We start from the raw sequence: 24,334 nt of genomic DNA on the forward strand, positions 1-24,334 counted from the left end.
CAAAGAGCATTAACAGCAACTTTTATATTATAACAATTTTACGATTCGTTGTCAACAACTTTTTTGCAATTCCTTTCTGCAATCAAATAAGCAGCGACAACATGCTCTACTATATCACCACTCGCCCCAAAAGCGCAAGGCACAAAAACTGGAAACCAGTCTTTTATCCAAGACTGGTTTCCTCGAGCTTTGGATCGTATTATACGGTTATTCTCCCGCTCTCTCCCGCATCAATGGGAAGAGCAGCACATCGCGAATCGAAGGGGAATCCGTAAGCAGCATAACCAACCGGTCAATCCCGATTCCCAGGCCGCCAGTCGGGGGCATTCCGTATTCGAGCGCTTCGATAAAATCTTCATCCATTTCATGGGCTTCATCATTTCCTGCGGCCCTTTCCAGCAGTTGGGCCTCAAACCTTTGACGCTGGTCAATCGGATCGTTTAACTCGGTGAAGGCATTCGCATGTTCGCGAGCGACGATAAACAACTCAAAACGGTCGGTAAAACGAGGATCTTGCTCATTTTTCTTCGCCAATGGAGAAATCGCTACCGGATGTCCGTATACAAATGTAGGCTGAATCAGTGTCTCTTCTATTTTTTGTTCAAAGAATTCGTTTACAACGTGCCCAAACGTATGGTGAGGCTCAACAGTGACGCCGTGTTCTTTTGCCAATGCACGCGCCTCATCATCGCTCATCTCTTTCCAGAAGTCGACACCAACATGCTCCTTGATCAAATCAACCATGTGAACACGGCGCCATTTCGGCGTAAGGTCGACAGTATGCCCTTGGTACTGGATCTTCGTGGTTCCGAGCACTTCTTGTGCCACATGGGCAATCAACGACTCAGTCAGCTCCATGATATCTTCGAAATTGGCGTACGCTTGATACAACTCGATCATGGTAAACTCCGGGTTGTGACGCGTGGAAATACCTTCGTTGCGATAGACACGCCCAATCTCATAGACCTTTTCCAATCCGCCAACAATCAATCGCTTCAGGTGAAGCTCGATGGCAATTCGCATATACAACTGCATGTCCAACGCATTGTGGTGCGTGATAAACGGACGGGCAGCAGCCCCTCCGGCAATCGCATGCAGGGTTGGCGTCTCCACCTCTAAAAAGCCAAGCTGATCCAAATAGCGGCGAATGGAGGTGAGAATGCGGCTGCGAGTAATAAACGTCTCCCGGACTTCCGGATTTACAATCAAATCGACATAACGCTTCCGGTATCGCGTCTCCACGTCCTTTAATCCGTGGAACTTCTCCGGCAGCGGACGCAGCGACTTGGTGAGAAAGGTAAATTCCTGGACTTTCACGCTTAATTCGCCGGTCTTGGTTTTGAAGACGACACCAGTAACCCCGACGAGATCGCCGATATCACTTAATTCAAACACCTTGTACAATTTTTCCCCGATTGCATCCAGTCGGATGTAGATCTGGATTTGCCCGGAACGATCGAGCAGCTGTGCAAAACTGGCCTTACCCATTGCACGTTTTGCCATCAGCCGCCCAGCCAACGTGACGACGTGCTGCTCGGCATCAAGCTCATCTTTTGATTTTTCGCCGAATTTGGCAATGACGTCTGCAGCGTGGTCCGTCTGTTCAAATTTTTTCCCGAATGGATCAAATCCCCACTCGCGAAGCTGATCCATCTTATCATGCCGGACCTGCAGCAGTTCATGTAACCCTTCCTGTTGTTGACCATCCATTTGCATATCATCTTCCCGTGCCATGTATCTCTTCACTCCTCGAAAAACGTGTGGGCAAACCAGGTTGCGATAAATGACAGGGCGTACCCTTTGGTTAAAGCGGTACGCCTGTTGACCTTACAAATTGATATCCAAAATTTCGTATTGAATCACGCCTGCAGGCACTTGTACGTCAACAACCGCCCCTTTTGCCTTGCCTAAAAGCGCTTGGCCGACTGGCGATTCGTTGGAAATTTTATTATTCATCGGATCAGACTCTGCCGAACCGACAATAGTGTACTCTACAATATCGCCAAATTCAAGATCCTTCAGTCGAACGGTAGAACCGACGCTGACAACTCCGGTATCGACGTCCTCATTTGTGATGATCCGGGCATTGCGCAGCATTTTTTCCAGAGTGAGGATTCTTCCTTCAATAAAAGCCTGCTCGTTTTTGGCCTCTTCGTATTCTGAGTTCTCGCTAATATCTCCATAGCTGATCGCTTCTTTGATGCGGGCAGCTACTTCTTTGCGCTTAACCGTTTTCAATTCTTCCAACTCTTGTTCCAAGCGTGCTAGACCTTCTGGTGTGAGAATCACTTCTTTTTCAGACATCTTTAATTCCCCCGTTATTTAATAATTTCTCCCGGTACAAAAGTACACAGGATTATATGTAAATTCGCTGCATATTATACGGTTGGATGTCATCGATGGGTCAAAGGGAAAGCTGCCAGAGGTAAACTGGCAGCTTTATTCGATAATATGACGATTATAGGATATGAATTTGTGGTTGTCAATGTTTGGGTGCTGCCACTTTTTCCGCTTCCTCGACATCAGCGTTTTCTAGCCATTCGACATACTCGAACAGAATTCGGCGCAGTTCCTCTTCTGTCTCCACTTCATTAATGCGGTTCTTCGTCTGGGTAGCTCCTTTTAGTCCCTTTAAATACCAGGCGGCATGCTTACGCATCTCCAGGATGCCAACGCGAGGACCTTTTAGCGCAACCAGGCGCTCGGCGTGAAGCAGACAAATTTCCACTTTTTCTCGCGCCGTCGGTTCGGGAAGCAACTCGCCTTTTGTCAGATACTGAATGGTCCGGTACAGCATCCACGGATTGCCGAGCGCCGCCCTGCCGATCATCACTCCGTCGCAACCGGTCGTATCCAGCATCATCCGGGCGTCTTCAGGCGTAGCGATGTCACCGTTTCCGATGACTGGAATACTGACTGCCTCTTTTACGCGGCGAATCCAATCCCAGTCGGCTTTGCCCTTGTACATCTGTACCCGGGTGCGTCCGTGAACAGCGATTGCCTGGCCGCCAGCGCGTTCAACCGCCTGGGCGTTATCGATCGCATACAGATGCTCATCATCCCAGCCAATCCTCATCTTCACCGTTACCGGCTTTTCCACCGAATCGACGACGGCGGACACCACTTCATAGATTTTATTCGGATCAAGCAGCAGACGTGCTCCCGCATCGCAGCTGGTAATTTTCGGGACAGGACAACCCATATTGATGTCGATGATATCGGCATTGGTGTGCTTGTCTACATATTTTGCCGCTTCGACCAACGTATCTTTATCGCCGCCAAAAATTTGCAGACTGAGCGGTTTCTCGCGCTCATCGACAAACAGCATATCCATGGTCTTCTTGTTGCCGTTGACGATCCCCTTGTCACTGACCATCTCAGCGCATACAAGGCCGGTGCCAAACTCTTTGGCAATCAAACGAAAGGCCGGATTACATACACCCGCCATCGGAGCCAAAACGACATTATTCTTCAACTCAATATCAGCAATCTTCATAATTCGTCCTCCTCGGGTAAGGAAAAGGACACAGAAGTCCTTTTTAATGAAAAACGCCATGACGTTTTTCATAAAACATCGATGTGACCGGCTTGCGGTCGACATTTTTGTCCCCCGATGAGAGGGAAAAACCGTCATAAGCGATTGGTTATCTCTTAGTTATAGCACACAACTCGTCGTAATCTACTTGTAAAGTATTGGCGATCTTCCGTAAAACCGATTCTGTAGGCTTCCGCGTGCCCCGCTCTAACGACCCTACCAGGGCAAGCGATACACCCATCTCTTGGGCCAGCGATTGCTGTGTATACCCCTTTAACTTCCGGAAGGCCCGTATCCGGTTGCCCAGTCGAGCATCCCCCATTTTCGCACCCCCTTAACATCATCCGCTTCGGCAATCCACTTGTCAATTGATTTATGTTCAAACGGTGGTGTGTTTTCTTGTAAGACATCCCGCAGGGGAATGAGCACAAAAGCCCGGTTCAACATGGCAGGATGGGGAATCCTCAGGCTGGGCAGCTGCACACTTTCCCTGCCGTACAGCAAAATGTCAATGTCGATCGTTCGCGGCCCCCAATGGATATGGCGTTCCCTGCCCAGGTTCCCTTCTATCTGCATGGCCGCAGCGAGCAGATCAAGCGGAGAGAAAACGGTCTGAACAGCGAGGGCCATGTTTAAAAAGGCGGGCTGATCCAGATATCCGACTGGATCGGTCTCATATATGGCAGATACCGCTGTTACCGTGATCTCTGGCATTTTCTGCAGCGCCCTGACAGCCTCTGCGAGGTAGCCGGCTCTTTGGCCCAGATTGGAACCCAATGCCAGATATGCGAGAACGCTCATGTACCAGAAACATCCTTTCTCGTCCGCACCATCTCAATCGCAACCGAGTCGTAATGCCCATTGATCGGCGGATTCGGCTTGGTCACTTTCACCTTTACTTCTGCAAAAGGAAACAAGCGAAGCAAGCGGACGGCGATTTGATTGGTCAGCGCTTCCACCAGGTGGTATCTTTCACCTTCGACGATTTTCTGTACCTGCGAGAAGATATCGGCATAATTGACGGTATCCTCAAGCTGGTCACTTTCGCCAGCCCTCGACAGATCAAGCGACAATTCCAAGTCTACAAAAAAACGCTGTCCCAACTCCGCTTCAGCCGAAAAAACGCCATGGTAACCGTAAAAAGACATGCCGTTAAAATATATTTTATCCATTTTGGACGCCCCCTTTCAACATCGCGTCCATCATGTCGGCAACTCTTTTCATCTCCAGGACATCGTGGACACGAACGATGTGACAGCCCTTAGCCACGCCTAGTGCCACAGTCGCCGCCGTGCCCTCCATCCGCTCTTCAACAGGCAGATCAAGAACGCGTCCGATCATCGACTTTCGCGAAGTTCCGAGCAGTACGGGAAAGCCCAAGGCGACGATATCATCAAGGCGCCTCATGGTCTCCAGATTTTGATTCAAGTTTTTCGCAAAACCGATGCCGGGATCGAGAATGATATTTTCTCTTTTCACGCCGGCTTTTTCGACAATCTGCACTGATTCCCGCAAATCGCGGATTAGATCGGAAAAAAAGTCCCTGTAGGCGACATTTTCCCGGTTGTGCATCAAAATGATCGGCACCTGCAGGTCGGCAGCCACGGACGCCATCCGCGGATCGCGTTTTGCTCCCCAAATATCGTTAATGATATGGGCTCCCGCTTTAATCGCCTGCTCTGCCACTTCCGCCTTATACGTGTCAATCGAAAGCGGAACGTCCAATTCTGCCGCCAGTGCACGAACAACCGGCAAAATGCGGTCCAATTCGTCCGCCAATCCGACCGGTTCGTGGCCCGGCCGCGTTGATTCTCCGCCAATATCAATGATATCCGCACCCTCTGCCACCAGTTGGCGGGCGTGGCTGACAGCCCGTTCCACATCGTTGTATCTGCCGCCGTCCGAGAATGAATCGGGGGTGACATTGAGAATGCCCATCACCAGTGTTCGCTGTCCCAGCGGCAGTATATGTGAACCGCAAACCAGTTGGGTCTGTCTCTCCAATTGGCTTTCTTCCTCAAGCACTTTCTCAATCTCGGCACCCAATTGTTTAAGATGAAGCGGTGCCTCGCCCATGGCAGATATCAGATCCTGAACCTGCTGCCGAGTCGCTACAAGTAAAACACGCGATTCTTTACGCTCCGGGGTTGGCTCCTTCAACTGGACAATAGCGTCCCCTCCGCAAGCTCTGATCTTATTTCTGAGCAGGTTTGCGGTCTCAAATGGAACGTGCTCCAGGTGGATCAGCAGCGCCTCTCCCTTAGGTGCGACTAACGCGATTTCATCTGGAGTTGCACCAATTCGCTTCATCTCAGAGACGACAGAGGATGGATCGTAAGTGTGAACAACGTACGGATTATGCTTCATTATCGCAACGAACTCCTCACGCATAATGTGATAGCATACCATAATCATTTATACAATGCTACCGATCGACGGTAGGCTAAACGCAGTGCTTTGGTAATCGGACCATAATCCTGGGCAAGGGGCACCCCGTCCACTTGATTTACAGGAATTATTTCTTGAACGGAGTTGGTCAAAAAAGCTTCCTCGGCAGCCGTAAGCGACGAGAGCAGAAAAAGCCCCTCTTCCCAAGGTAGATTCAGTTCTTCGGCTAATGTCAGAACATGTTGACGTGTGATCCCGTTCAACAGCCCCGTTGCCACTGAAGGCGTATACAGTTTGCCGTTTCGAACCCAAAAGACGTTGCTGACGATCCCTTCACATACATATCCGTCCTGTGTCAAAAACAAGCCTTCCACCTTTGGGTCAGGGCCCACTTCCAGCTTTGCCAACGCGTTGTTTAAATAATTGTGGGACTTGAAGCGAAACGCCCCTTCTGCAGTCTGCCGCGGTATGGAAACCGACACTAATTGCTTGCCTTTCGGCGGTTCTGCTACAGGCGCAACTGGCTTGACGTAGACAAATAACGATGGGTTCGCATATTCCACACCTACCAGCCCTACTCCTTCCTGACCGCCAGTGATACTCAGCCGGACGTATGCATCTGTGAGCCGGTTGGCAACCAATGTTCGATTTATTGAGTCCAGCAGCTCCTGCTCTGTCCAGGTAGCAGAGATACGCAGCGCATCAAGTCCAGCCATCAACCGTTTATAGTGTTCTGACCAGAGAAAAATGCGGTTGTTGTATACACGCATGGTTTCAAACAAACCAATTCCGTACAAAAATCCGTGATCGATCGCGGAAACTTTGGCTTTTTCCGCTGGGACAAGCTCACCATTTGCGAAGATGATCATGATGTCACTCCTGCCTGTAAAGGTACTAGGGGAATCTGTTGAAAGCCAAAATAGAAAAGCGCCCTTTTATCTCCCATGTGAAGCGAGAGGATTCCCGGGCGTTTGTCTGCATTCGAGTAGCATTTCTCTGCGAGATTACCTCGTTTATCGAACAGCATAGCTGGTAATAAAATTTTTCAAAATGGCTTTGCCATGCTCTGTAATGATCGACTCCGGATGGAACTGCACACCTTCAATCGGGTACTTGCGGTGGCGGATCCCCATAATTTCCCCCTCCAAGGTGCGTGCTGTCACTTCCAGCACCTCTGGCAGCGTTTCCGCATCAATAAGTAAGGAATGATAACGTGCAGCTTGAAAAGGTGAAGGGATATCACCAAAGATCGTTTTGCCATCGTGAAAGACCGCTGATGTCTTCCCGTGCATCAACCTCTCGGCTCGTACCACTTTTCCGCCAAAAACTTGACCAATTGATTGGTGTCCGAGGCAAACCCCCAAAATCGGGATCTTTCCGGCAAACCGGCGAATAACATCCATGCTGATCCCCGCCTCGTTGGGAGTACACGGCCCTGGTGAAATCATGAGGTAATCCGGTGCCATCCGCTCAATTTCTTCCAGCGTAATTTTGTCATTGCGAAACACCATCAGTTCTTCGCCTAATTCACCAATAAACTGCACCAGATTGTAAGTAAATGAATCATAGTTGTCAATCACAACCATCATACTTTGCTCAACCTTCTTTTCTCGCCCAACTCAAGTGCCTTCCATAGTGCCTCTGCCTTTTTCAAAGACTCGAAGTACTCCGCTTGCGGGTGCGAATCAATCACAATGCCTGCACCTGCCTGGACGTGGGCTATGCCGTCTTTAACAACCATCGTCCTGATCGCGATATTTAACTCCACGTCACCGTTAAACCCAAACCATCCGATTGACCCTGTATAGACACCACGCTTGACCGGCTCCAACTCCTCAATGATCTCCATCGTTCGCACTTTGGGTGCACCTGTGATCGTTCCGCCGGGAAAAGCAGCTGCAACAGCATCATAGGCATCTTTTCCATCAGCAAGGATACCACGTACGTGTGAGACAATATGCATGACATGGGAATACTCCTCGATTGTCATAAATTCGCTTACCTCTACGCTGCCGTATCGGCAAACCCGCCCCAGATCATTCCGCTCCAAGTCGACCAACATTACGTGCTCTGCCCGCTCTTTGTCGTTTTCAATCAGATCCTTCGCCAAGGCCAAGTCCTCTTCCCGATTCATCCCACGCGGGCGTGTACCGGCAATCGGTCGTGTGCTCACTTCGCCCGCTTTTACCTTAATCAACAGTTCAGGTGAACCGCTTACCAATTGAAATTCCGAAAAGTGAAGATACCCCATGTACGGTGAAGGATTCAAGCGGCGAAGCACCTCGTATACGTCAACTGCATCAACGTGAATCGGGTGACTCTGACGAACGGACAAATTGACCTGAAAGACGTCACCTTGTGCGATGTAATGCTGTACTTTCCTAACAGCCTGCTCAAACTCTGTCTGCGTAAAGGATACTTCTCTCGCTTTATCCATGGTCAAGGAGCTTTTACGAAGTTCATCCCAATCCGTGCAGTCTTCTGCAGCAACTCCCCTGCTTGCTGCCCTCTGAATTCGTTCAACTAGCCTTTTAGCAGCCAAATCGTATGCCTCTTTGCTTAATGATTCAGCAGGTAAATGGGTTAAACTGATCAGTTCTCTTGTTTTGTGATCAATAATTAGCAAGTCTTCATATACCATAACATAGAACTCCGGCAGCTGTAAGTCGTCATTCGCGATATGCGGCAGAGTGGATTCAAAATAGGCATTCATGTCATAGCTTAGATAACCTGCCGCCCCGCCGGAAAAATCGGGCAAACCTTCGATCCGCGGAACATGGTAGTCCTGCATAAACCGGCGAAGTACCTCAAGCGGATTGACATCCGTTTCAATAGTAACATCGCCGTTCGACCGCCGAATCGTCGTTACTTGCTTTTTGCTGGAAATAGCCGCAACAGGTTTATAAGCCAGATAGCTATACCGGCCAGACCGACCGCTTTCTAATAGGACAGCGTCCGTCAGTGATGGATTTTCTTGCTTTAACAGGTGCAGCAGATCAAACCCTTCCGGGAATGTCGCCCGTAACGCCAGAGGGATACTGTTGTATGTTTTGGCTAGCTCTTGTGTCACTTCATAATCAGGAAATACCATTAGTCTTCACGCTCCGGTCTGCAGGAAGTGTACCATATACCCCTATCATAGCATGATAAAACCGCCTGCGAGAGGCGGCTGTTGTTTTTACTCATCAAATTGGTAGAGTGGCGTGGACAGGTAGCGTTCTCCGTTGCTTGGAACCACGGCAACCACTTTTTTACCCGGCCCGAGTCGGCGGGCAACCTGCAAGGCCGCAAAAACAGCGGCACCTGATGAGATTCCTCCAAGAATCCCTTCCTCTCTTGCAATCTGGCGTGCTGTTTCGAAAGCCTGTTCATTCTCCACTTTGATTATCTCATCGTAAATCTCGGTATTTAAGATCTTCGGAACAAATCCTGCACCCAATCCCTGCAGCTTATGCGGACCAGGCTTTTCTCCGGAGAGGACAGCCGAGGCAGCCGGTTCTACCGCTACGATATGAATCTGCGGATAGGCTTCCTTCAACACCTCTCCCGCTCCCGTAATCGTTCCGCCCGTTCCGATGCCGGCGACAAACGCGTCGATTCCGCCTAATTCCTTTGCTTGCTCCAGCAATTCGCGGCCTGTCGTCTCGCGATGCACTTTTGGATTGGCCGGATTGTTAAACTGCTGCGGCATAAAGTATGAAGGATTTTCCTTGACGATTTCCTCCGCCTTGCGAATCGCCCCGCCCATTCCTTCCGAGCCAGGGGTCAGAACCAGCTCTGCTCCATAAGCCCTAAGCAGGTTGCGGCGCTCCATGCTCATCGTCTCCGGCATGACAAAAATCGCCCGATAGCCTTTGGCGGCTGCCACCATTGCCAGACCGATTCCCGTGTTGCCGCTGGTAGGTTCGATAATCGTATCACCGGGTTTTAACGTTCCATCCTGTTCTGCCGCTTCCACCATTGCTAGGGCAATCCGGTCCTTAACACTGCTTCCCGGATTAAAAAACTCCAACTTCAAATAAATATCTGCCATATCTCCACTGACGACACGGTTCAGCTTTACCAGAGGTGTTTGACCAATCAGGTCGGTAATCGTCTGGGCCACGCGCATATTTTCCCCTCCTAATACCGAGTAAAATACTGGGTTTTATCGGCATTATATCAAACATTTCGGTACAGCGTCAATTCTCGTTTTTTCATTACTTTATCTCGCTGACGATATTTTGCAGTGCCGGTTTGTCGAAATAATATCGCTGGTTGCAAAAATGACAGTGAACCTCCGCTTCTCCCTGCTCTTCGATCATGCTGGTAAGCTCCTCTTTTCCCAAACCGTACAGGATATCTTTAATTTTTTGTTCGGAACAGGTGCATGTGAAGATAATCTCCTGCCTGCTCAATACCTTCACGTCTTCCAACACCCGCTGCAAGATCTGTTCAGGTGACAGCCCCTCGCCAATCATCCTGGAAACCTGAGGGAGTTTTGCCATGTGCTGTTCAATTTTTTCAATCACCTCATCAGGTGTTCCCGGCAACAGCTGGATGATAAACCCGCCGGCAGCGATGACAGCGCGATCCTCCGGATTGACCAGCACCCCAACTCCAACAGCGGAAGGCGTCTGTTCCGATACCGCGAAGTAATAGGTAAAATCTTCACCGATTTCACCAGAAACAATCGGAGAGCTCCCCTGATAGGGCTCACGCAGCCCCAAATCCTTTACCACGTAAAGAAACCCCTCTGTGCCAACCGCCCGTGACACATCCAGTTTCCCTTTATCATTTAGCTCAAAGTGAACGTGAGGATTGCTGACGTATGCCCGAACCTCTCCTTTGGCATTCGCTTCGGCTACAATTTGGCCGATCGGACCGCCTCCTTTTATCTTGACGGAAAGGTGTTCTTCCCCTTTCAACATCGCTCCCATCATCGCCGTGACAGTCAGGGTTCGCCCCATTGCAGCACTCGCTGTATTCCACATGTCATGGCGGCGTCGGATATCCTCGACTACCTCCGTCGTCCGTGCGGCAAAGGCACGAACATGTCCGCCAAATCCGGTTGCCCGGACCAAATAATCGCTCATATCATGTCCTCCTTCGTGGCTTGCCGTTAGTGTACCACAAAAAACCCCCGGCAGTGATTCCGCCGGGAGCCTTATCGCACACAAACAGTCCTTACGCTTGAAGCTGCTGCTGTCTGCCTGCCGCAAGCGATCGGGCATACTGGCAGAGCTCGTCGACAATTCCTTGAATGCGTTTTTGCATTTCTTCATTTACCAGTTCTCTTTGCTCATTAAAGTGATCCGGATCGACGATGATCTGATCCGGCAGGACGAGTGCGTACACCCCGCGCAGGACCGTCCGCATGTTGTTCAGGGCATTAACACCGCCCTTGCTCCCTCCTGAAGCCGCGGATATGGCAACCGGCTTCCCCCGAAAGTGGCTGCCGCTCAAAAAGTCGAACGTCTTCTTCAGTGCTCCGCTCATGCCGGCATGGTATTCCGGGGAGCATATGTAAAAGCCGTCTGCCTGCTCGGCGCAGCTTCGCAGCCGCTTTACGGCTTCATCTTCCGCTTGAGCTTCACTTCCATCATATAGTGGAAGCACATCCTTGCCGACATCAAAGCTCATCAGCTCAACATCACTTCTTTTTCGCAGTTCCCGCTCCACTGCCTGAATCAAGCCCCTGGTTCGCGACGTTCGGGTAGCGCTGCCGCAAATAAGCAGTATTTTCAAGTTCGTATCCTCCCAGCAACCATTGTTTATAAAATTCATATTACCATACTTATTCAGATCACGTTAGCAGCCCGCGTCATTTCATGGCTCTACAGTCCCATTTCTACAATTTTACACCAGTCCTCATAGGTTTTAATCGTCTGCAGCGGAGGCTCAACCGTCCAGGGAAGGTATTTCAGCGCGTGCGCCGTATTGAACAATACGACTTTGTCCGCGGGACGAACAAATCCCTGGTCACACAGCCGGACCAGTCCTGCCAGTGCAGCCGCCCCTTCCGGAGACGCCGATATGCCGCAGACTCCGAACATCCGCCGCGCATCGCTGATCGCATCGGCACTTACGCCTACGGCCGTCCCATTTGTCTCTCGCAAAATAGACAGCAACAGACCGCCCGCAGGCGGATGCGGCACTCGCATTCCGGTCGGACTGGACGTAACTTCTTTAACTCCCGGCGGCTCTTTGGTACCTGCTGCTATCGCATCGACAAGCGGTTGGCAGCCTGTTTCCTGGACACTGACAAATCGCGGAAATTCATTTTGCACCCAGCCCAGCTGGCGCAGTTCATGAAATGCCTTCCACATTCCGATCACCCCGGAGCCGCCCCCCGTCGGGTAGACGATTACATCGGGAAACTGCCAGCCAAGTTGTTCGGCCAGCTCAAATCCCATTGTTTTCTTCCCTTCGACCCTGCCTGGCTCTTGCAAGGTCCCGACATTAAACCATCTCTGTTCGTTTTTACCGGCCTCCGCTATCGCCCCTGCATCGTGAATCAACCCGTCTACCTGGTAGGTGCGGGCACCGTAATACCGGCACTCCTCGACGATCAATCCCGGACAGTCTTTCGGGACAAACACATAAGCCGCCATCTTCGCCCGGGCTGCGTAAGCCGCAAGCGCAGATGCGGCATTGCCGTTGGAGGGGACGGCCACCCGGCGAATTCCTCTCTCCTGCAGCAGCGACAGGGCCGCAGAAAAACCGCGCGCTTTAAAACTTCCTGTCGGATTTTGTTCCTCCCGTTTTACCCACAATTCGGCCAGGGGAAGTGATCTTTCCAGCGACTGAAGGCGTACGAGCGGGGTACCTCCTTCCCCCAGAGAGACTATGGCATTCCGGTCCCTGACAGGCAGCAGTTCCTGATAACGCCACATCGTAAAAGAACGGGATTTTAGATCATTTGGCGATAAAGAACTGCCAATCCTCTCCCAATCGTACTCAACCAAGAGAAGTCCGCCGCATTCACACCGACCAGCCAGATCATCCAACAAACGTTTTTTGTCACAGGTCATGCATCGAAGCAAAGGTCGTTCCATTATTCCCCTCCTCGTTCTTCTCTCCTTTTCGGCAAACCGTCCAGCGCCTTATCCCTTTTACGATATGAACGTCAGCTATTGGCGGCACGGTATTTACCCGGTCGCCGGCGCCAAAACCAAATTTAGCCCTTTGCCCAATGTGACCCCGTACACCCAACGCACATATTGTAGTAAGTGTCGAAATAACGTGCTTCCATACACCAGAGAAGGGAGAGAAACACCTCCATGCAGCGTCTGATGTGCAAAGGCAAGATACACAGGGCTACAGTCACAAAAGCAGAACTGGACTACGTCGGGAGCATAACCATTGACGAGCGGCTGATGAGAGAAGCCAACATCCTCCCGTATGAAATGGTTCAGATCACCAGCCTGCGCAATGCCACAAGATGGAAAACATATGCCATACCGGCCCCCGCTGGATCTGGCGAAATTTGTCTAAACGGGCCGCCGGCACACCTGTTTCAACCTGGAGACACCGTCATTATCCTCAGCATGGGCTTGTTTGCAGAAGAAGAGCTTGCCTCACTGAAGCCTCGGGTGTTATTTGTCGACAGACAAAACAACCTTATCAGAGTGGAGAAGCATAGCACGTCTTACGAAGGGATGGATGTGCTATCGGAAAATTAAATACCGGAAAGTGGGCAAAGTACAATATCCTCTTGCGGGACGAATTGCTTGCCCCGTATTTGCCCGATACAGATCTGTTTCATAAAGAGTCCCTCGCTGATTTTTTGGAAAAATACAACACGGTCATAATCAAGCCGTCCGGCGGTGGGGGTGGGACCAATCTGATCAAAGTCAGTACTGGTGTAAGCGGCCGCTACATCATCCACGTTGACAACATCGCCTTTACTGCCAACAGCCTCCAGGCCCTGCATTCCTATATTCAAAGGCTGAAAAAGAAGCAAAAGGTGTATCTGATACAGCAGTACATTCCCCTGGCCAGAGTGAATAATCGCCCCTTTGACATTCGCATCATGGTTCAGCGCAAACCCAACTCTCCGTGGAAGGTGACGGGTGGACTCGCCAAAGTGGCTGGTCCCGGCTATGTCGTCACCAATGTCAAGCATAGCGGCGGTCGGGTGCTGCCCTTGCAAGCTGCGATTAACCAGTCCACCCTGAAACAACTGGGGAACCGATTTCCTCTGATCAAATTGAGCTGGCTGGCCATTCGAGTGGCAAAGCGTTTAAGCGAGGTTTACCCAGCCGAACGAACGATCGGCATCGATATGGGAGTTGACACGAACGGGCATATCTGGATTATCGAAGCCAACTTCCGCCCTGCCGCCTCGCTCTTTCTTAAGCTGAAAAACAAGCAAATGTACCGCAACATCATCACATACAGACGCAAGTACGCCCCCTGAACAGGAGGAACCCCTTTGCTAGAAGAGGGGTTTTTTTGATGGGATCCCTTTCTTCGAGTTTCTTCGACGTTGCTCGAAAAAGGGCGATTATGGTTAAATATAAATAGTTTGAATTTTTAAAAATTTACACTTGAGGAGGAGGCGCATGAGTAAGGGGAAGAAAATGAACACTATAGCAATGCGTTGCCTACTGGCGTTTGTCTTGATCATGCAGATCGCTTCCTTGCCTGTTTACGCCGAGGGAGAAGCCACCCGGACTGAACCTCTCGAGGCCAGCATCGATCAGCTTTTGACAAACTTGGAAAAGGAGGAAAACAGCCGCGGCATCAACGCCGGGATTGCCGTTTACAACCTGACGAAGGACGAGTATCTCTACACGCACAACCATAAAAGGGCATTTGTGCCGGCATCCAATCTCAAGCTTTTTACCGCAGCAGCCGCTTTGGAAAAATTGGGACCCGACTTCCAGTACAAAACAGAGGTATATACCGACGGCAAAGTGAACAAAAGCGGCATCCTGGACGGCAACCTGATCGTAAAGGGGTACGGTGATCCTTCCCTCTCGGTCGAAGATTTGACCGCTATGGTACAAAAGATCAAGGAACAGGGGATCACACATATAAATGGCAACCTGCTGCTCGACGAAAGCTACTTCGACGATGTCCGACTGGGCTACGGTTGGATGTGGGACGATGAGCTGTACAGCTACAGCGCCCAGCTTAGTGCCTTGGCTGTTAATGAAAATGCGGTAACCGTTGAAGTCGCCCCGGGCAGCGCGGTAGGGAGAGCGCCTGCCGTCACCGTCGTCCCCGCCAACAGCTACGTGCAGATCCAAAACGAGGCGATCACTGTCGACGGCAATGCCAGCGACATCGTCTTTGACCGTCCGCGCGGCCAAAATACGATTATCATCAGCGGAACGATCGGCAAACAAGCAGTTTCCGTCAAAGAGGATTTGGGCTTGGAAGACCCCGCTCTATTTGTTGGTGATGTATTCAAGCATCTTTTGGAGGAAAACAGCATTACGCTCGGCAAGAACTCGCGGATTGGCAAAATGGCGCTGCAGACGGGAAGCCCGCTGTTGACCCATTATTCAAAGCCGCTGCGGGAATTGATTGTTCACTTGAATAAGGAAAGCGACAATTTTTACGCTGAAATGCTGTTGAAAACCATGGGGGCGTTATGGGCAGACGCGGGCAGTTCCCAAGCGGGGGCACGGGTGGTCAGCGAGTTTCTGCTCGAAACTGGAGCCAGCGGGTTCAAACAGGTAGATGGGTCGGGACTGTCCCGCTTCGACTTGATCACTCCGGATGACATGATCAAGCTCCTCCGCTATGTCGAGCAGCAGGAGTACAGAGAGATTTTCATTGCCTCCTTGCCGATTGCCGGAGTGGCCGGTACCTTGCAATCCCGGATGAAAGGGACCCCCGCCGAAAATAACCTGATGGCAAAGACCGGTTCTATGTCCGGCGTCTCGTCCTTGAGCGGAACGGTAACAGCGGGTAATGGAGACCAATTGCTCTTTTCGATTTTGCTGAACGGCGTGTATAAGTCAAGGTACGCCAATGAGTTTGAGGACAATCTGGGAGTGCTCCTGGCCCAGTATCCGAACCTGCCTGACCCGGGGGGTCAGGAAGCCGAAGACAGGGACTACAAGCTCTCCCGTCTTATTGATCCGATCCTGCAAGACGCCAGGCTGGACGGGGTCACCACCGGGATTGTCGTAAAATCATTGGAGCGCGGCGCAAACGAAGCCGTTCTCTATCAGATGGACGCCGACAAGCTGCTCACCCCAGCCTCAAATCTGAAGCTGTTGGCCAGCGCGACAGCACTGCAGCGGTTGGGAGAAGAGTACCGCTATAAAACAGAGGTATTCCTCTCTGCGCCGGTAAACAACGGCGGCATACTGAAAGGCGATGTAATCGTCAAAGGTTTCGGCGATCCGACACTGCACACGGAGGACAGCTTGCAGGTGCAAGACGGCGTATCTGTCGAACAAATCGTCAAACTTCTACAGGCCGAGGGAATCAAGCAAATTCACGGAGATATTGTTGTCGACGACAGTTATTTTGACAGCAATCGACTCGGACTTGGCTGGGCCTGGGACGACGAGAGCTATTACTACAACGCTCAAATCAGCGCGCTCGCCATCAATCGCGGAACGGTGCGGCTCGATTACAAACCGGCATCAGTACCGGGCAGACCCGTCACAGTCGAACTGCTGCCCAAAACGGATTACGTCCAGGTGATCAATGAGGCGGTAACTGTTGACAAAGGAGTGGAAAACACCTTTGCGATTGAACGCGAACGGGCCAAGAACATCATCCACGTCAAGGGGAAACTGCCAATCGATGCATCCCCTGACTATGAACGCATCACAGTGGAAGAACCGGCACTCTATGCCGGAACCGTCCTGAAGGAAAAATTGACGGAAGCCGGCATCAGGCTGCAGAAAAACAGCGAAGTGAGAGCGGGTACAGTACCGGAGAACAGCGTAAAAATAGGCGAGTTGGAATCAGAGCCGTTAGCCAAGATCGTCCAATACCTGCTGAAGATAAGCGACAACTTCTATGCGGAAATGTTGACGAAAACCCTGGGAGCCGAACTGAACGCAGAAGGCAGTACGGAAGCGGGGATTGAGGTCATCCTGGACGATATGGCCCAACTTGGGGTGAACACCACATTTGATATGGTGGATGGCTCCGGTCTCACCCGTTACAACCAGATTTCACCCAACCAGATTGTCGCTTTGCTGGAAGCCTTTACGAAGGCAGCGGAGTTCGAGGGCTTCTATGATGCCCTGCCGATAGCGGGCGTAGATGGTTCACTGAAAAACAGGATGAAGGATACCCCGGCAGCAGGCAATGCCCGCGCCAAGACGGGAAGCCTTACCGGTGTGAACAGCTTATCCGGCTACGTGACGACGAAAGACGGGGAAAAACTCTGCTTCTCCATCGTCATGAACGGAAACATCGGCAGCGCCGACAACCTGACTGCCATTCAGGATCAAATCGTCGCCGCGCTCGCCGCATATGAGGAATAAGTTTTGGGCTGTCCCACGGTTCGTATACGATCCGCGGGACAGTTCTTTTGTCAGATGTTGCTACATGAAATGCGGAGGATAAGGCAACATATGTGATAAGACATCTCGGAGAGCGCATGGATAGCAAGGAAACATCCTGGTTCTCGCCGGCAGGAGAGATTCACTTGCAAAAAAGAGAAGAACCTAATCGAGAAAATGCCAAAGAAATGAATTTCGCCGGCAGGATGTTTGCCCCACCGCATCAAAACAGGTGGCGCGGGGTTTTTCATATCAACCGCAAACCCCAGTCTCCGTGGAGCAAAGCTACCATCGCAGCGTTGTCCATCGGAATTCCGTTTGTGATTGGCGGTTTTTTGGGGCAATTACAGTGGGCGCTTCTTGCCGGCATTGGAGGATATACCTCCCTATATGTGCACAATGAATCTTACAAGCAGCGGGCTGTCAAGCTGCTTTGGGTGAATCTTGGGTTGACCGTTTCCTTTGGTCTGGGATTGATCACTGCAGCCTCCCCGTGGGCTATGGCTCTGGCAATCGGCGGAGTTAGCGCCGCTTCGACTTTTCTCTGCGGCGTGTTTCGAGTTCCGCCTCCTGCCGGTTTTTTCTTTGTCCTTGTCTGTGCTGTCGGTACCGGCCTGCCGGTTGATCTGTCAGCAACGCCGCTGCGAATGGGCATTGCATTTCTAGGGGGATGTTTGGCATGGGTCATAGCCATGTCAGGCTGGCTGCTGGGTTCCGGTTACCGCGGGACGAATGAAACCCAAGTGACGAACCGAGGCGCCCGCCATGAATTTCGCAGCGCCTTTGATCTGCATTCCCCGATATGGGCCACGTCGCTTCGGAATGGGATTGCAGTTCTGTTCGCCACCCTCCTTGCATTTGCTTTCGGGATTGAGCGGCCGTACTGGGTCCCCCTCTCCTGCGCCAGTGTTCTGCGGGGAGCGACGATGCTTGACGTTGTAAACAGAACCATCCAGCGTTCGATTGGAACGGCTGTGGGAGTGATCATTGCCGGTGGCATTTTTATCATGCAACCTTCGATATGGATGCTGGGGTTGTATGTAATGATCTTGCAATTTGTAACCGAACTGATCATTGTGCGCAATTATGCCTTTGCGGTTATATTCATCACTCCGCTGGCCTTAATCATCGCGGAGACCGGCCGTGCCGATATGACCATCTCTACGCTCATTGGATCAAGGCTGCTTGACACACTGCTCGGCTGCGCGATCGGCGCCGCTGCTGCCCTCTTGTATTGGAAGCATCCTGTTTCTGAGTGAATGCTCCCACCGCCCAAGAGGCGGGGGCTTCTTGTTTCATTGACCGCTGCCTGTAACTGTGTACAAGGTCTTACATGATCTCTACAAGCGTTCGATGCCTTCCGGCATCCCGTTCGGGGCAAACTCTCCCTACGGTAAGCTGATCTCTCCATCAAGCAATCATGCCCAGGGCGCGTTGCAAAATGATTTTTGCGGATACAATGTCTCGATTCTGCATCAGTCCGCAAACGGAACAGGTGTGGATGCGAATCGCAAGCGTCTTAATTACTTCCGTACCGCATAAACAGGTCTGCGATGTACCGTTTGCAGGCACTTCCACGAGTCGCTTTCCTTGTCTTCCTGCTTTATAAGATAGATAAGTGATGAACTTTCTCCATCCGGCATCGGCAATACTTTTGGCTAGACGGCGGCTCTGGATCATGTTTCGGATTTTCAATTGTTCCACGGCAATCAAATCATAATCGCGAACCATCCGAAACGATTGTTTATGGAGAAAGTCCTTTCGTTGCCGAGTCACTTTTCTATAGGCTTTTGCCACTTTCCGTTTGGCCCTCTCCCGGTTCCTTGATCCTTTTTGTTTGCGCGAAAGTCGCCGTTGATACCGTTTCAGCCGTTTTTCCGCTTTTCGTAAATACCTCGGATTCTCAATGGTTGTTTCATCAGAAAGGGCCGCGAAGGTGTTTAATCCGACGTCAATGCCAACCATCCTTTCGATGGAGGAAGTCATTTCTATTTCTTCCCCTTTTACGGTGATATTGACCACCCACTGGTCTGCATATCGCTTGACGTTGAGTTGAGTCACATGGCATCCGTCAAATTCCCGATGGATCTTCATCCTGACAAAACCAATCTTCGGCAGATACACGTATCCCTTCTTCACCGCACCCGGTTGCGGGTAGGTAAAGGAAGCATATCGGTCTTTGGATTTGTAACGGGGATAACCGGCTTCCTTGCGAAAGAAGCGCTGATAAGCATCATCGAGGCGTTGCAGGCAATCTTGCAACACCTGTGAATGGACTTCCTTGTATTCGGGGAACTCCCGTTTGAGTACAGGAAGCTCCTTTTGCTGCATCGAGTAGAAAATCGATGTGCCAAATTGCTTGTAAGCCAGTTCGCGCTGTTGCTTAGCGGTATTGTACAACATTCGGCATAGATCCAGGGTTCGGTTCATTTTTTCTTCTTGCTTCGGAGTGGGATAGAGGCGAATTGATAAGTGAATTGCATAAGCTACCTTTTCTCTCCTTGCGTTTCGATATACGGTTTGATGACGTCTACCGGTGCTCCACCCGTCGTAAGCAAGCAATCGCTTCGTGACCAAAAATATTCCTTCCACAGATGCTTTCGGATGACAGGAAATTCCTTTTTAATCAAACGGGATGATGCACGTTTGTATGCGTTGATGAATTTCGGAATTTCAGAATTTGGGTGTGCTTTGAGCAGAATGTGGATATGATCACGATCATGATTCCATTCTTGCAAGGAAATATTGTAGCCAGGCTGAATATATTCGAAAATCTCTTTGAGTCTATTCTGATATGTGATCATGGATGACTTTTCGGCGATATTTGAGACCAGAACGAAGTGATAATAGAGGAAGAATACTCAATGGTTGTTAATATCCAGTATCATTACCATCACTTTCTTTCCTATGTCTACTATTGAATATTTTACCATAAAATATTCCACCATTCATCCCCCACCTAAGAGGTGGGAGACTTCTGGCGGAGCAGGTTAAAAATAAAAAACCACACGAGCGCTGTCCCCGTGTGGTATGCATATCATTTACATCAGGTATTCCAATAAAGCGCGGGAGCCCTTTTGTTTGCGCAGACGTTCGATCGTGGTCGCTTCAATCTGGCGAATCCGCTCCCGGGTAAGGCCAAACATCTTGCCGACTTCCTCCAATGTGTGAACCTGATCATCGTATAACCCGTACCTCATCGCAATGATTTCCTGTGCACGGGGGTTCAATCTGGCTAACGCCTCCTGAACCAGCATGCGAAGATCGATCTTTTCGATCAAATCTTCCAAAGAGGACTCTCCATCGTCGACAATCTCAGCATAGCTGAGCTGCTCTTCATTTTCTGTTTCCCAAGCATTTTCATAGGGCTGTTCGTCAAAGGACTCCATCTTTATCGTTAAGGTATACTCAATGGCATCTACTTTTTCCAATGGAAGATCAAGTGCTTTCGCCACCTCATGCCGATCCGGGGAACGGCCCAGCTGATGGGCCAGATAGTGGACCTGTTTTTGATACTGGCGGATCTGCTCGTGCATATGGACCGGAATGCGGATAAGCCTGCCTTTATCACTAATGGCCCTGGTGATGGACTGAGAAATCCACCAATGGGAGTAGTGGTACAGCCGGACTCCGCGACTCACATCGAATTTATCAATGGCGGTGAACAGCCCGATCGTTCCCTCCTGAATCAAATCGAGAAACGGCATCCCTTTCTTCAAGTGGCGTAAAGCCGTATTTACTACATACCGCAAGTACGCTTGAACCAAGCGATCCCGAGCCTGCAAGTCCTTGTGCTGTTGGTATCGGACAATGCATTCGAGTTCTTCTTCTTTGTCTAACATGGGCGTTGCAGCGACGTTTTCCAAAAACAACAAGGCGGAGGTGTCTGTCCAGAGCGATTTAGGTACGACAATCCCTAATTGTTTTTCGACTTCCCGCCAACGACGGGAGCTACCTTGGATAGAGGAGTAGCTGACAGTCATGTGCAACCCTCATTTCATCAGAAAATAGAAATATTCAGTTTTTTATTTATGTAACGTAATTCGACATTTACGAACGCAATTCCTCCCTGTCTACTAAAATTAACAATTGAGGGCAACACTTTTTACTGGCTAGATTTCCAATTCCCGGTTGAATCGTTGGCTAAACATAAAAGCTATTCACAATATTGGTGAATAGCCAGAAATTTGTCGAAAGTTAATGTTTTACCTCTTCTATGCTGACGACCGGAAAAGCGTGATCCGGCAAAAGGGGACTGAACGGACCGTCGTGCACATAGGCAACGGCGATCAGCGAAGGGCCGATCATTTTTTTGGGAGCAATCGTCAGCTCCTTCCCTTTTTCATCGGTAAGATGAAAGGTGATATGACCTCCGCTCGGATGGATTTCCTCGCCCCAGGCAGCCTGCTCGATTCGCAGGGAATCCCCCGTATACTTGAGTGACAAACGCAAATCCCGCTGCCAGTGCCCAAAATCGACGTACTTGGCAGTAAACGCGACAGGATCTGTAGTGACACTGTCGGGCGATGGCACGAAGAATCCCCCCTCCTGCCGATAGCCGCCGTTTTCCTTCATCCTGAGTGCAAACCGGTCCAAAGCTTCCTCTTCGATTAACTCAATAATGCCCTCGGTCTTGAGCACAGGATCGACGGCAAAAGTAGCGTTATGATTTGCCAGCTCGAGCAGCGCTTTCACCTCAAGCTTTTTCTGCATGGCCAGATCAGCATCGATCACTGTTATTCCGAAAAGCAAAAACAACAGTGTTGAACTGATCACAAGTATTTTAATACCCGTAAGCTTGTCCCCCTACAAGGTCATAATCCATCGTGTTAATCGTCCCTAGACGCTCAATGCGGAGCGGTTTTTCAAAACCGGCAAATAAGTTGATTACCTTGGGATACGGCATTTCCAGGGAGAGCCGAAATTCGTCGGCATGACTCCACAAAGTCGGATCGGCACCCTTTGTCCGGACGATCTCTACCGTGATATCGCTGTCTGCCAGTTTGTACGCTTTCCCGTCCAATTCCGTCTGTACAAAACTGCGGACGTTCCGGAGGACATCTGTATCGCTCATCCCGCCGTGATTGCTGACAAATTTGGCGGCCGCATAGCTGAGATCAAACAGCTCGCTTTTCATCTGCATGACAGTATGCACCTGCAAGATGCCGGCAGGGACGCACAGAAGCACCAGAATACTGATAATGGTCGTGATCAGCTGCCCCATCAGCTCGCACCAAAGCGGGTCGCCTGATCCAGCAGCTGATGAAAAAAGTGACTGCAGGCGGTCAGCAGATTGTCAGGCCCGCTGATCAGGACCGTTACTGCCAATGGTACGACGATCACCAGCAAAGCAAGTACGGAAATCAAGTTACTCATACCTTACCACTCCGGATCGAAATATTCTGAAGGACGGCTGCCCGTAAATGTAAAGACCCGCTCCCCTTCAAACAAGTAATGCATCCACTGTGACAACCGGGTCGGACGAATAGAAAGGGAGAGATGTACCAGATCATTTACCTGTTTTCCGGCCCGCAAGGACTCTTCGCGCGGCCATGTACCGGCAAAGTAATCCCCTTTGGCCGCCTCCCACTCCAATTCGTTCATTTTCTCCCTGTAGTAGCTCTCCAGCTCGGCATCGAGATACCCGATGTCCTGCATATCATCCAGAAGATCGGTGTAAAATCCCCTGGCGATGGCTCTTTCAAGCGTATACATCTCGACACACGCAACAGCAGCAAAGAGGAAGATGATGACACTTAAACAGGTCAAAAAAACAGGTAATTTAAGCATGAGGCACCGCTCTTCATCTAAATGTAAGTGTTAACGCTTTTTCGACGCGCAGTTGCTGCGCATCCTTGACTATTTCCACAGGGTCTAGCGTCCATATAGAGGCACACAGCAGGCCAGCCATCGCAACAACGATCAATAGACAAATCAGATGCGTCATCGGCTGCTATAGGAAGAACCTCTTTGGGTTGTAAAGGTAATTCTCGCGTTATTGGCGTCGTAATCGAGAGACAAGACCGATCGTTTAATGCTTTCTGCGGATTCATTCGCAGACGGACTCAACTGGTTGCCGTAAACGCTGACTCCGATTCCCAATACCATGACACAAGCGAGAAAGATAAAGAACATTTTAGACATAATAACTTCACTCCTTAATGATCATTGGTTGATGGAACTGCCTGATTTATCCATGAAACTGCCCTGTCGCGAAGCCCGTCCTCCTTGACAATGGCTTCATTCACCGTGCCCATTGCAGAAACGATAATACCAAGGGTAAAAACGAGGGCCATCAAGATGGCAAAAAATTTGGTCATGCCACATCCCCCTCTTCTAGACAAGATACTTTTCCAATATTTCAATCAGCAGCTTATACCACGGGAACATGGCGACGATTAAGCCGATGTAAAAGGCCGGGTAGACGATGATACTGTAGCCGATTCCAAGCGATTTGATCTTTTTTCGGTGGCGAAAATGCCTTCGATGGTCTACTGCCCACTCCAGCCGCTGCATCGTCACAGCGACCACTTCCCTAGAAAGTTTTTCAACTGTGCGCATATTGGATACAAGCAAAGCAGCGTCGTCTGTTCCCAGATCCGCCTTAAATCGCTCCAGAGCCGCAAACCGGTCTTCATTCCACTGAGACAAAGACGGCAGGTGATCTTTTAGCTTGCGGGTGGCTCGAGCCGCTTTGACCATAGCCGGATAGGGCGGTACACTATTTTCGATCAGGTTGACATACCGGTTGATAAAACGGGCGATATCGACACTGAGGATTTCCTCGCGGTAACTAGCCCACCACTTCAGCACGAGCAGGGGTAGGAAAAATCCTGCTGTGGGAATCAAACCGATGGCCAGGAGGGGAGCAGCGCTTTTCGGGTGAAACAGCGCCCAGCAGAGTGTCAGAACCAAGAGTCCAGCCCCCAACATCCACTGGATCGCCAAC

Annotated in this window: 27 protein-coding genes and 1 pseudogene; 4 read left to right on the forward strand and 24 right to left on the reverse strand. The window is 50.5% G+C overall.

The genetic code is table 11. The features are described 5' to 3' along the window. Positions 1-207: 207 nt before the first annotated feature. From lysS to HGBM_RS21200, 14 genes are all read right to left on the reverse strand, one after another. Positions 208-1,734: a lysine--tRNA ligase gene (gene lysS, locus HGBM_RS21140; RefSeq protein ID WP_019123087.1), complete on the reverse strand. Its 1,527-nt coding sequence runs from the start codon at positions 1,732-1,734 to the stop codon at positions 208-210. Between the two features lie 93 nt (positions 1,735-1,827). Further along, positions 1,828-2,304, reverse strand: coding sequence for a transcription elongation factor GreA (gene greA / locus HGBM_RS21145; RefSeq protein WP_019123088.1), 477 nt, complete (start codon positions 2,302-2,304; stop codon positions 1,828-1,830). A 178-nt stretch (positions 2,305-2,482) separates the two neighbouring features. Beyond that, the gene (dusB, locus tag HGBM_RS21150; protein ID WP_019123089.1) at positions 2,483-3,496 is read right to left on the reverse strand and encodes a tRNA dihydrouridine synthase DusB; all 1,014 of its coding nucleotides are present in this window, start codon (positions 3,494-3,496) and stop codon (positions 2,483-2,485) included. A gap of 148 nt (positions 3,497-3,644) precedes the next feature. Then, positions 3,645-3,857 (reverse strand): helix-turn-helix domain-containing protein, encoded by a 213-nt coding sequence (locus HGBM_RS29865; RefSeq protein WP_081590272.1) that lies wholly within the window; start codon positions 3,855-3,857, stop codon positions 3,645-3,647. Further along, positions 3,809-4,336 carry a 2-amino-4-hydroxy-6-hydroxymethyldihydropteridine diphosphokinase gene (gene folK, locus HGBM_RS21155; RefSeq protein ID WP_019123090.1) on the reverse strand — a complete coding sequence of 176 codons (528 nt, stop codon included), beginning with the start codon at positions 4,334-4,336 and terminating at the stop codon, positions 3,809-3,811. Before folK ends, HGBM_RS29865 begins: the two co-directional genes overlap by 49 nt. Next, positions 4,333-4,707 carry a dihydroneopterin aldolase gene (folB, locus tag HGBM_RS21160; RefSeq protein WP_019123091.1) on the reverse strand — a complete coding sequence of 125 codons (375 nt, stop codon included), beginning with the start codon at positions 4,705-4,707 and terminating at the stop codon, positions 4,333-4,335. The genes folK and folB overlap by 4 nt, the downstream gene beginning before the upstream one ends. Continuing rightward, positions 4,700-5,902 carry a dihydropteroate synthase gene (gene folP / locus HGBM_RS21165; RefSeq protein ID WP_019123092.1) on the reverse strand — a complete coding sequence of 401 codons (1,203 nt, stop codon included), beginning with the start codon at positions 5,900-5,902 and terminating at the stop codon, positions 4,700-4,702. Before folP ends, folB begins: the two co-directional genes overlap by 8 nt. Before the next feature lie 44 nt (positions 5,903-5,946). Then, positions 5,947-6,792: an aminodeoxychorismate lyase gene (pabC, locus tag HGBM_RS21170; protein ID WP_019123093.1), complete on the reverse strand. Its 846-nt coding sequence runs from the start codon at positions 6,790-6,792 to the stop codon at positions 5,947-5,949. 144 nt (positions 6,793-6,936) lie between these two features. Beyond that, on the reverse strand, positions 6,937-7,512 hold the full coding sequence (gene pabA, locus HGBM_RS21175) for an aminodeoxychorismate/anthranilate synthase component II (RefSeq protein WP_019123094.1): 576 nt from the start codon (positions 7,510-7,512) through the stop codon (positions 6,937-6,939). After that, a complete protein-coding gene (locus HGBM_RS21180; protein WP_019123095.1) occupies positions 7,509-9,014 on the reverse strand; it encodes an anthranilate synthase component I family protein in 1,506 nt (501 codons plus the stop codon). The genes pabA and HGBM_RS21180 overlap by 4 nt, the downstream gene beginning before the upstream one ends. 87 nt (positions 9,015-9,101) lie before the next feature. Further along, positions 9,102-10,034: a cysteine synthase A gene (gene cysK, locus HGBM_RS21185; protein ID WP_019123096.1), complete on the reverse strand. Its 933-nt coding sequence runs from the start codon at positions 10,032-10,034 to the stop codon at positions 9,102-9,104. A gap of 88 nt (positions 10,035-10,122) precedes the next feature. Then, positions 10,123-10,998, reverse strand: a complete 876-nt coding sequence (gene hslO / locus HGBM_RS21190) for an Hsp33 family molecular chaperone HslO (protein WP_019123097.1) — start codon at positions 10,996-10,998, stop codon at positions 10,123-10,125. 91 nt (positions 10,999-11,089) lie between these two features. Beyond that, on the reverse strand, positions 11,090-11,650 hold the full coding sequence (locus HGBM_RS21195; RefSeq protein WP_019123098.1) for an NADPH-dependent FMN reductase: 561 nt from the start codon (positions 11,648-11,650) through the stop codon (positions 11,090-11,092). An 89-nt stretch (positions 11,651-11,739) separates the two neighbouring features. Next, a complete protein-coding gene (locus tag HGBM_RS21200; protein WP_019123099.1) occupies positions 11,740-12,960 on the reverse strand; it encodes a threonine synthase in 1,221 nt (406 codons plus the stop codon). A 225-nt stretch (positions 12,961-13,185) separates the two neighbouring features. Between HGBM_RS21200 and panD the strand changes: the two genes are divergently transcribed. The 4 genes from panD (at position 13,186) to HGBM_RS21220 (ending at position 18,644) form a co-directional block, all read left to right on the forward strand. Further along, entirely contained in the window at positions 13,186-13,587 is a 402-nt protein-coding gene (panD, locus tag HGBM_RS21205; RefSeq protein ID WP_019123100.1) for an aspartate 1-decarboxylase, read from the forward strand. Continuing rightward, positions 13,575-14,324, forward strand: a complete 750-nt coding sequence (locus tag HGBM_RS21210; RefSeq protein WP_026074575.1) for a YheC/YheD family protein — start codon at positions 13,575-13,577, stop codon at positions 14,322-14,324. Before panD ends, HGBM_RS21210 begins: the two co-directional genes overlap by 13 nt. A 145-nt stretch (positions 14,325-14,469) precedes the next feature. After that, entirely contained in the window at positions 14,470-17,367 is a 2,898-nt protein-coding gene (gene dacB / locus HGBM_RS21215) for a D-alanyl-D-alanine carboxypeptidase/D-alanyl-D-alanine endopeptidase (RefSeq protein ID WP_019123102.1), read from the forward strand. Positions 17,368-17,531: 164 nt separating this feature from the next. Continuing rightward, on the forward strand, positions 17,532-18,644 hold the full coding sequence (locus HGBM_RS21220; RefSeq protein WP_019123103.1) for an FUSC family protein: 1,113 nt from the start codon (positions 17,532-17,534) through the stop codon (positions 18,642-18,644). Between the two features lie 151 nt (positions 18,645-18,795). On the opposite strand, the gene HGBM_RS21225 is transcribed toward HGBM_RS21220, so the two are convergent. From HGBM_RS21225 to HGBM_RS21270, 10 genes and pseudogenes are all read right to left on the reverse strand, one after another. Next, on the reverse strand, positions 18,796-19,863 hold the full coding sequence (locus HGBM_RS21225) for an RNA-guided endonuclease InsQ/TnpB family protein (protein WP_026074577.1): 1,068 nt from the start codon (positions 19,861-19,863) through the stop codon (positions 18,796-18,798). Between the two features lie 8 nt (positions 19,864-19,871). Then, positions 19,872-20,231 (reverse strand): annotated as a pseudogene (tnpA, locus tag HGBM_RS28215) (IS200/IS605 family transposase); the annotation flags it as partial. Positions 20,232-20,426: 195 nt separating this feature from the next. Continuing rightward, positions 20,427-21,368, reverse strand: a complete 942-nt coding sequence (locus tag HGBM_RS21235) for a sigma-70 family RNA polymerase sigma factor (protein WP_019123106.1) — start codon at positions 21,366-21,368, stop codon at positions 20,427-20,429. 214 nt (positions 21,369-21,582) lie between these two features. After that, on the reverse strand, positions 21,583-22,161 hold the full coding sequence (locus HGBM_RS21240) for a hypothetical protein (protein WP_019123107.1): 579 nt from the start codon (positions 22,159-22,161) through the stop codon (positions 21,583-21,585). A gap of 7 nt (positions 22,162-22,168) precedes the next feature. Next, positions 22,169-22,609: a hypothetical protein gene (locus HGBM_RS21245; RefSeq protein WP_019123108.1), complete on the reverse strand. Its 441-nt coding sequence runs from the start codon at positions 22,607-22,609 to the stop codon at positions 22,169-22,171. Further along, positions 22,609-22,761 carry a hypothetical protein gene (locus HGBM_RS31140; RefSeq protein ID WP_019123109.1) on the reverse strand — a complete coding sequence of 51 codons (153 nt, stop codon included), beginning with the start codon at positions 22,759-22,761 and terminating at the stop codon, positions 22,609-22,611. Before HGBM_RS31140 ends, HGBM_RS21245 begins: the two co-directional genes overlap by 1 nt. A gap of 3 nt (positions 22,762-22,764) precedes the next feature. Beyond that, positions 22,765-23,175 (reverse strand): hypothetical protein, encoded by a 411-nt coding sequence (locus tag HGBM_RS21255; protein WP_019123110.1) that lies wholly within the window; start codon positions 23,173-23,175, stop codon positions 22,765-22,767. Between the two features lie 153 nt (positions 23,176-23,328). Beyond that, positions 23,329-23,529: a hypothetical protein gene (locus HGBM_RS21260; protein ID WP_019123111.1), complete on the reverse strand. Its 201-nt coding sequence runs from the start codon at positions 23,527-23,529 to the stop codon at positions 23,329-23,331. Positions 23,530-23,543: 14 nt separating this feature from the next. After that, entirely contained in the window at positions 23,544-23,705 is a 162-nt protein-coding gene (locus tag HGBM_RS31145; RefSeq protein ID WP_019123112.1) for a hypothetical protein, read from the reverse strand. Between the two features lie 16 nt (positions 23,706-23,721). After that, positions 23,722-24,333, reverse strand: coding sequence for a hypothetical protein (locus HGBM_RS21270; protein WP_245553034.1), 612 nt, complete (start codon positions 24,331-24,333; stop codon positions 23,722-23,724). Position 24,334 lies beyond the last annotated feature (1 nt).

The sequence above is a fragment of the Brevibacillus massiliensis genome (assembly GCF_000311785.1).
Classification (GTDB): domain Bacteria; phylum Bacillota; class Bacilli; order Brevibacillales; family Brevibacillaceae; genus Brevibacillus_C; species Brevibacillus_C massiliensis.

What these genes read in the sequence shown, in the direction of transcription:
- folB (WP_019123091.1), bottom strand. Translation starts at nt 4,707, where the DNA reads ATGGATAAAATATATTTTAACGGCATGTCTTTTTACGGTTACCATGGC.
- HGBM_RS21235 (WP_019123106.1), bottom strand. Translation starts at nt 21,368, where the DNA reads ATGACTGTCAGCTACTCCTCTATCCAAGGTAGCTCCCGTCGTTGGCGG.
- HGBM_RS21255 (WP_019123110.1), bottom strand. Translation starts at nt 23,175, where the DNA reads ATGCTTAAATTACCTGTTTTTTTGACCTGTTTAAGTGTCATCATCTTC.
- HGBM_RS21200 (WP_019123099.1), bottom strand. Translation starts at nt 12,960, where the DNA reads ATGGAACGACCTTTGCTTCGATGCATGACCTGTGACAAAAAACGTTTG.
- HGBM_RS21245 (WP_019123108.1), bottom strand. Translation starts at nt 22,609, where the DNA reads ATGGGGCAGCTGATCACGACCATTATCAGTATTCTGGTGCTTCTGTGC.
- hslO (WP_019123097.1), bottom strand. Translation starts at nt 10,998, where the DNA reads ATGAGCGATTATTTGGTCCGGGCAACCGGATTTGGCGGACATGTTCGT.
- greA (WP_019123088.1), bottom strand. Translation starts at nt 2,304, where the DNA reads ATGTCTGAAAAAGAAGTGATTCTCACACCAGAAGGTCTAGCACGCTTG.
- pabC (WP_019123093.1), bottom strand. Translation starts at nt 6,792, where the DNA reads ATGATCATCTTCGCAAATGGTGAGCTTGTCCCAGCGGAAAAAGCCAAA.
- HGBM_RS21180 (WP_019123095.1), bottom strand. Translation starts at nt 9,014, where the DNA reads ATGGTATTTCCTGATTATGAAGTGACACAAGAGCTAGCCAAAACATAC.
- folP (WP_019123092.1), bottom strand. Translation starts at nt 5,902, where the DNA reads ATGAAGCATAATCCGTACGTTGTTCACACTTACGATCCATCCTCTGTC.
- panD (WP_019123100.1), top strand. Translation starts at nt 13,186, where the DNA reads ATGCAGCGTCTGATGTGCAAAGGCAAGATACACAGGGCTACAGTCACA.
- HGBM_RS31140 (WP_019123109.1), bottom strand. Translation starts at nt 22,761, where the DNA reads ATGAGTAACTTGATTTCCGTACTTGCTTTGCTGGTGATCGTCGTACCA.
- cysK (WP_019123096.1), bottom strand. Translation starts at nt 10,034, where the DNA reads ATGCGCGTGGCCCAGACGATTACCGACCTGATTGGTCAAACACCTCTG.
- HGBM_RS31145 (WP_019123112.1), bottom strand. Translation starts at nt 23,705, where the DNA reads ATGACCAAATTTTTTGCCATCTTGATGGCCCTCGTTTTTACCCTTGGT.
- dusB (WP_019123089.1), bottom strand. Translation starts at nt 3,496, where the DNA reads ATGAAGATTGCTGATATTGAGTTGAAGAATAATGTCGTTTTGGCTCCG.
- dacB (WP_019123102.1), top strand. Translation starts at nt 14,470, where the DNA reads ATGAGTAAGGGGAAGAAAATGAACACTATAGCAATGCGTTGCCTACTG.
- HGBM_RS21260 (WP_019123111.1), bottom strand. Translation starts at nt 23,529, where the DNA reads ATGTCTAAAATGTTCTTTATCTTTCTCGCTTGTGTCATGGTATTGGGA.
- HGBM_RS29865 (WP_081590272.1), bottom strand. Translation starts at nt 3,857, where the DNA reads ATGGGGGATGCTCGACTGGGCAACCGGATACGGGCCTTCCGGAAGTTA.
- lysS (WP_019123087.1), bottom strand. Translation starts at nt 1,734, where the DNA reads ATGGCACGGGAAGATGATATGCAAATGGATGGTCAACAACAGGAAGGG.
- folK (WP_019123090.1), bottom strand. Translation starts at nt 4,336, where the DNA reads ATGAGCGTTCTCGCATATCTGGCATTGGGTTCCAATCTGGGCCAAAGA.
- pabA (WP_019123094.1), bottom strand. Translation starts at nt 7,512, where the DNA reads ATGATGGTTGTGATTGACAACTATGATTCATTTACTTACAATCTGGTG.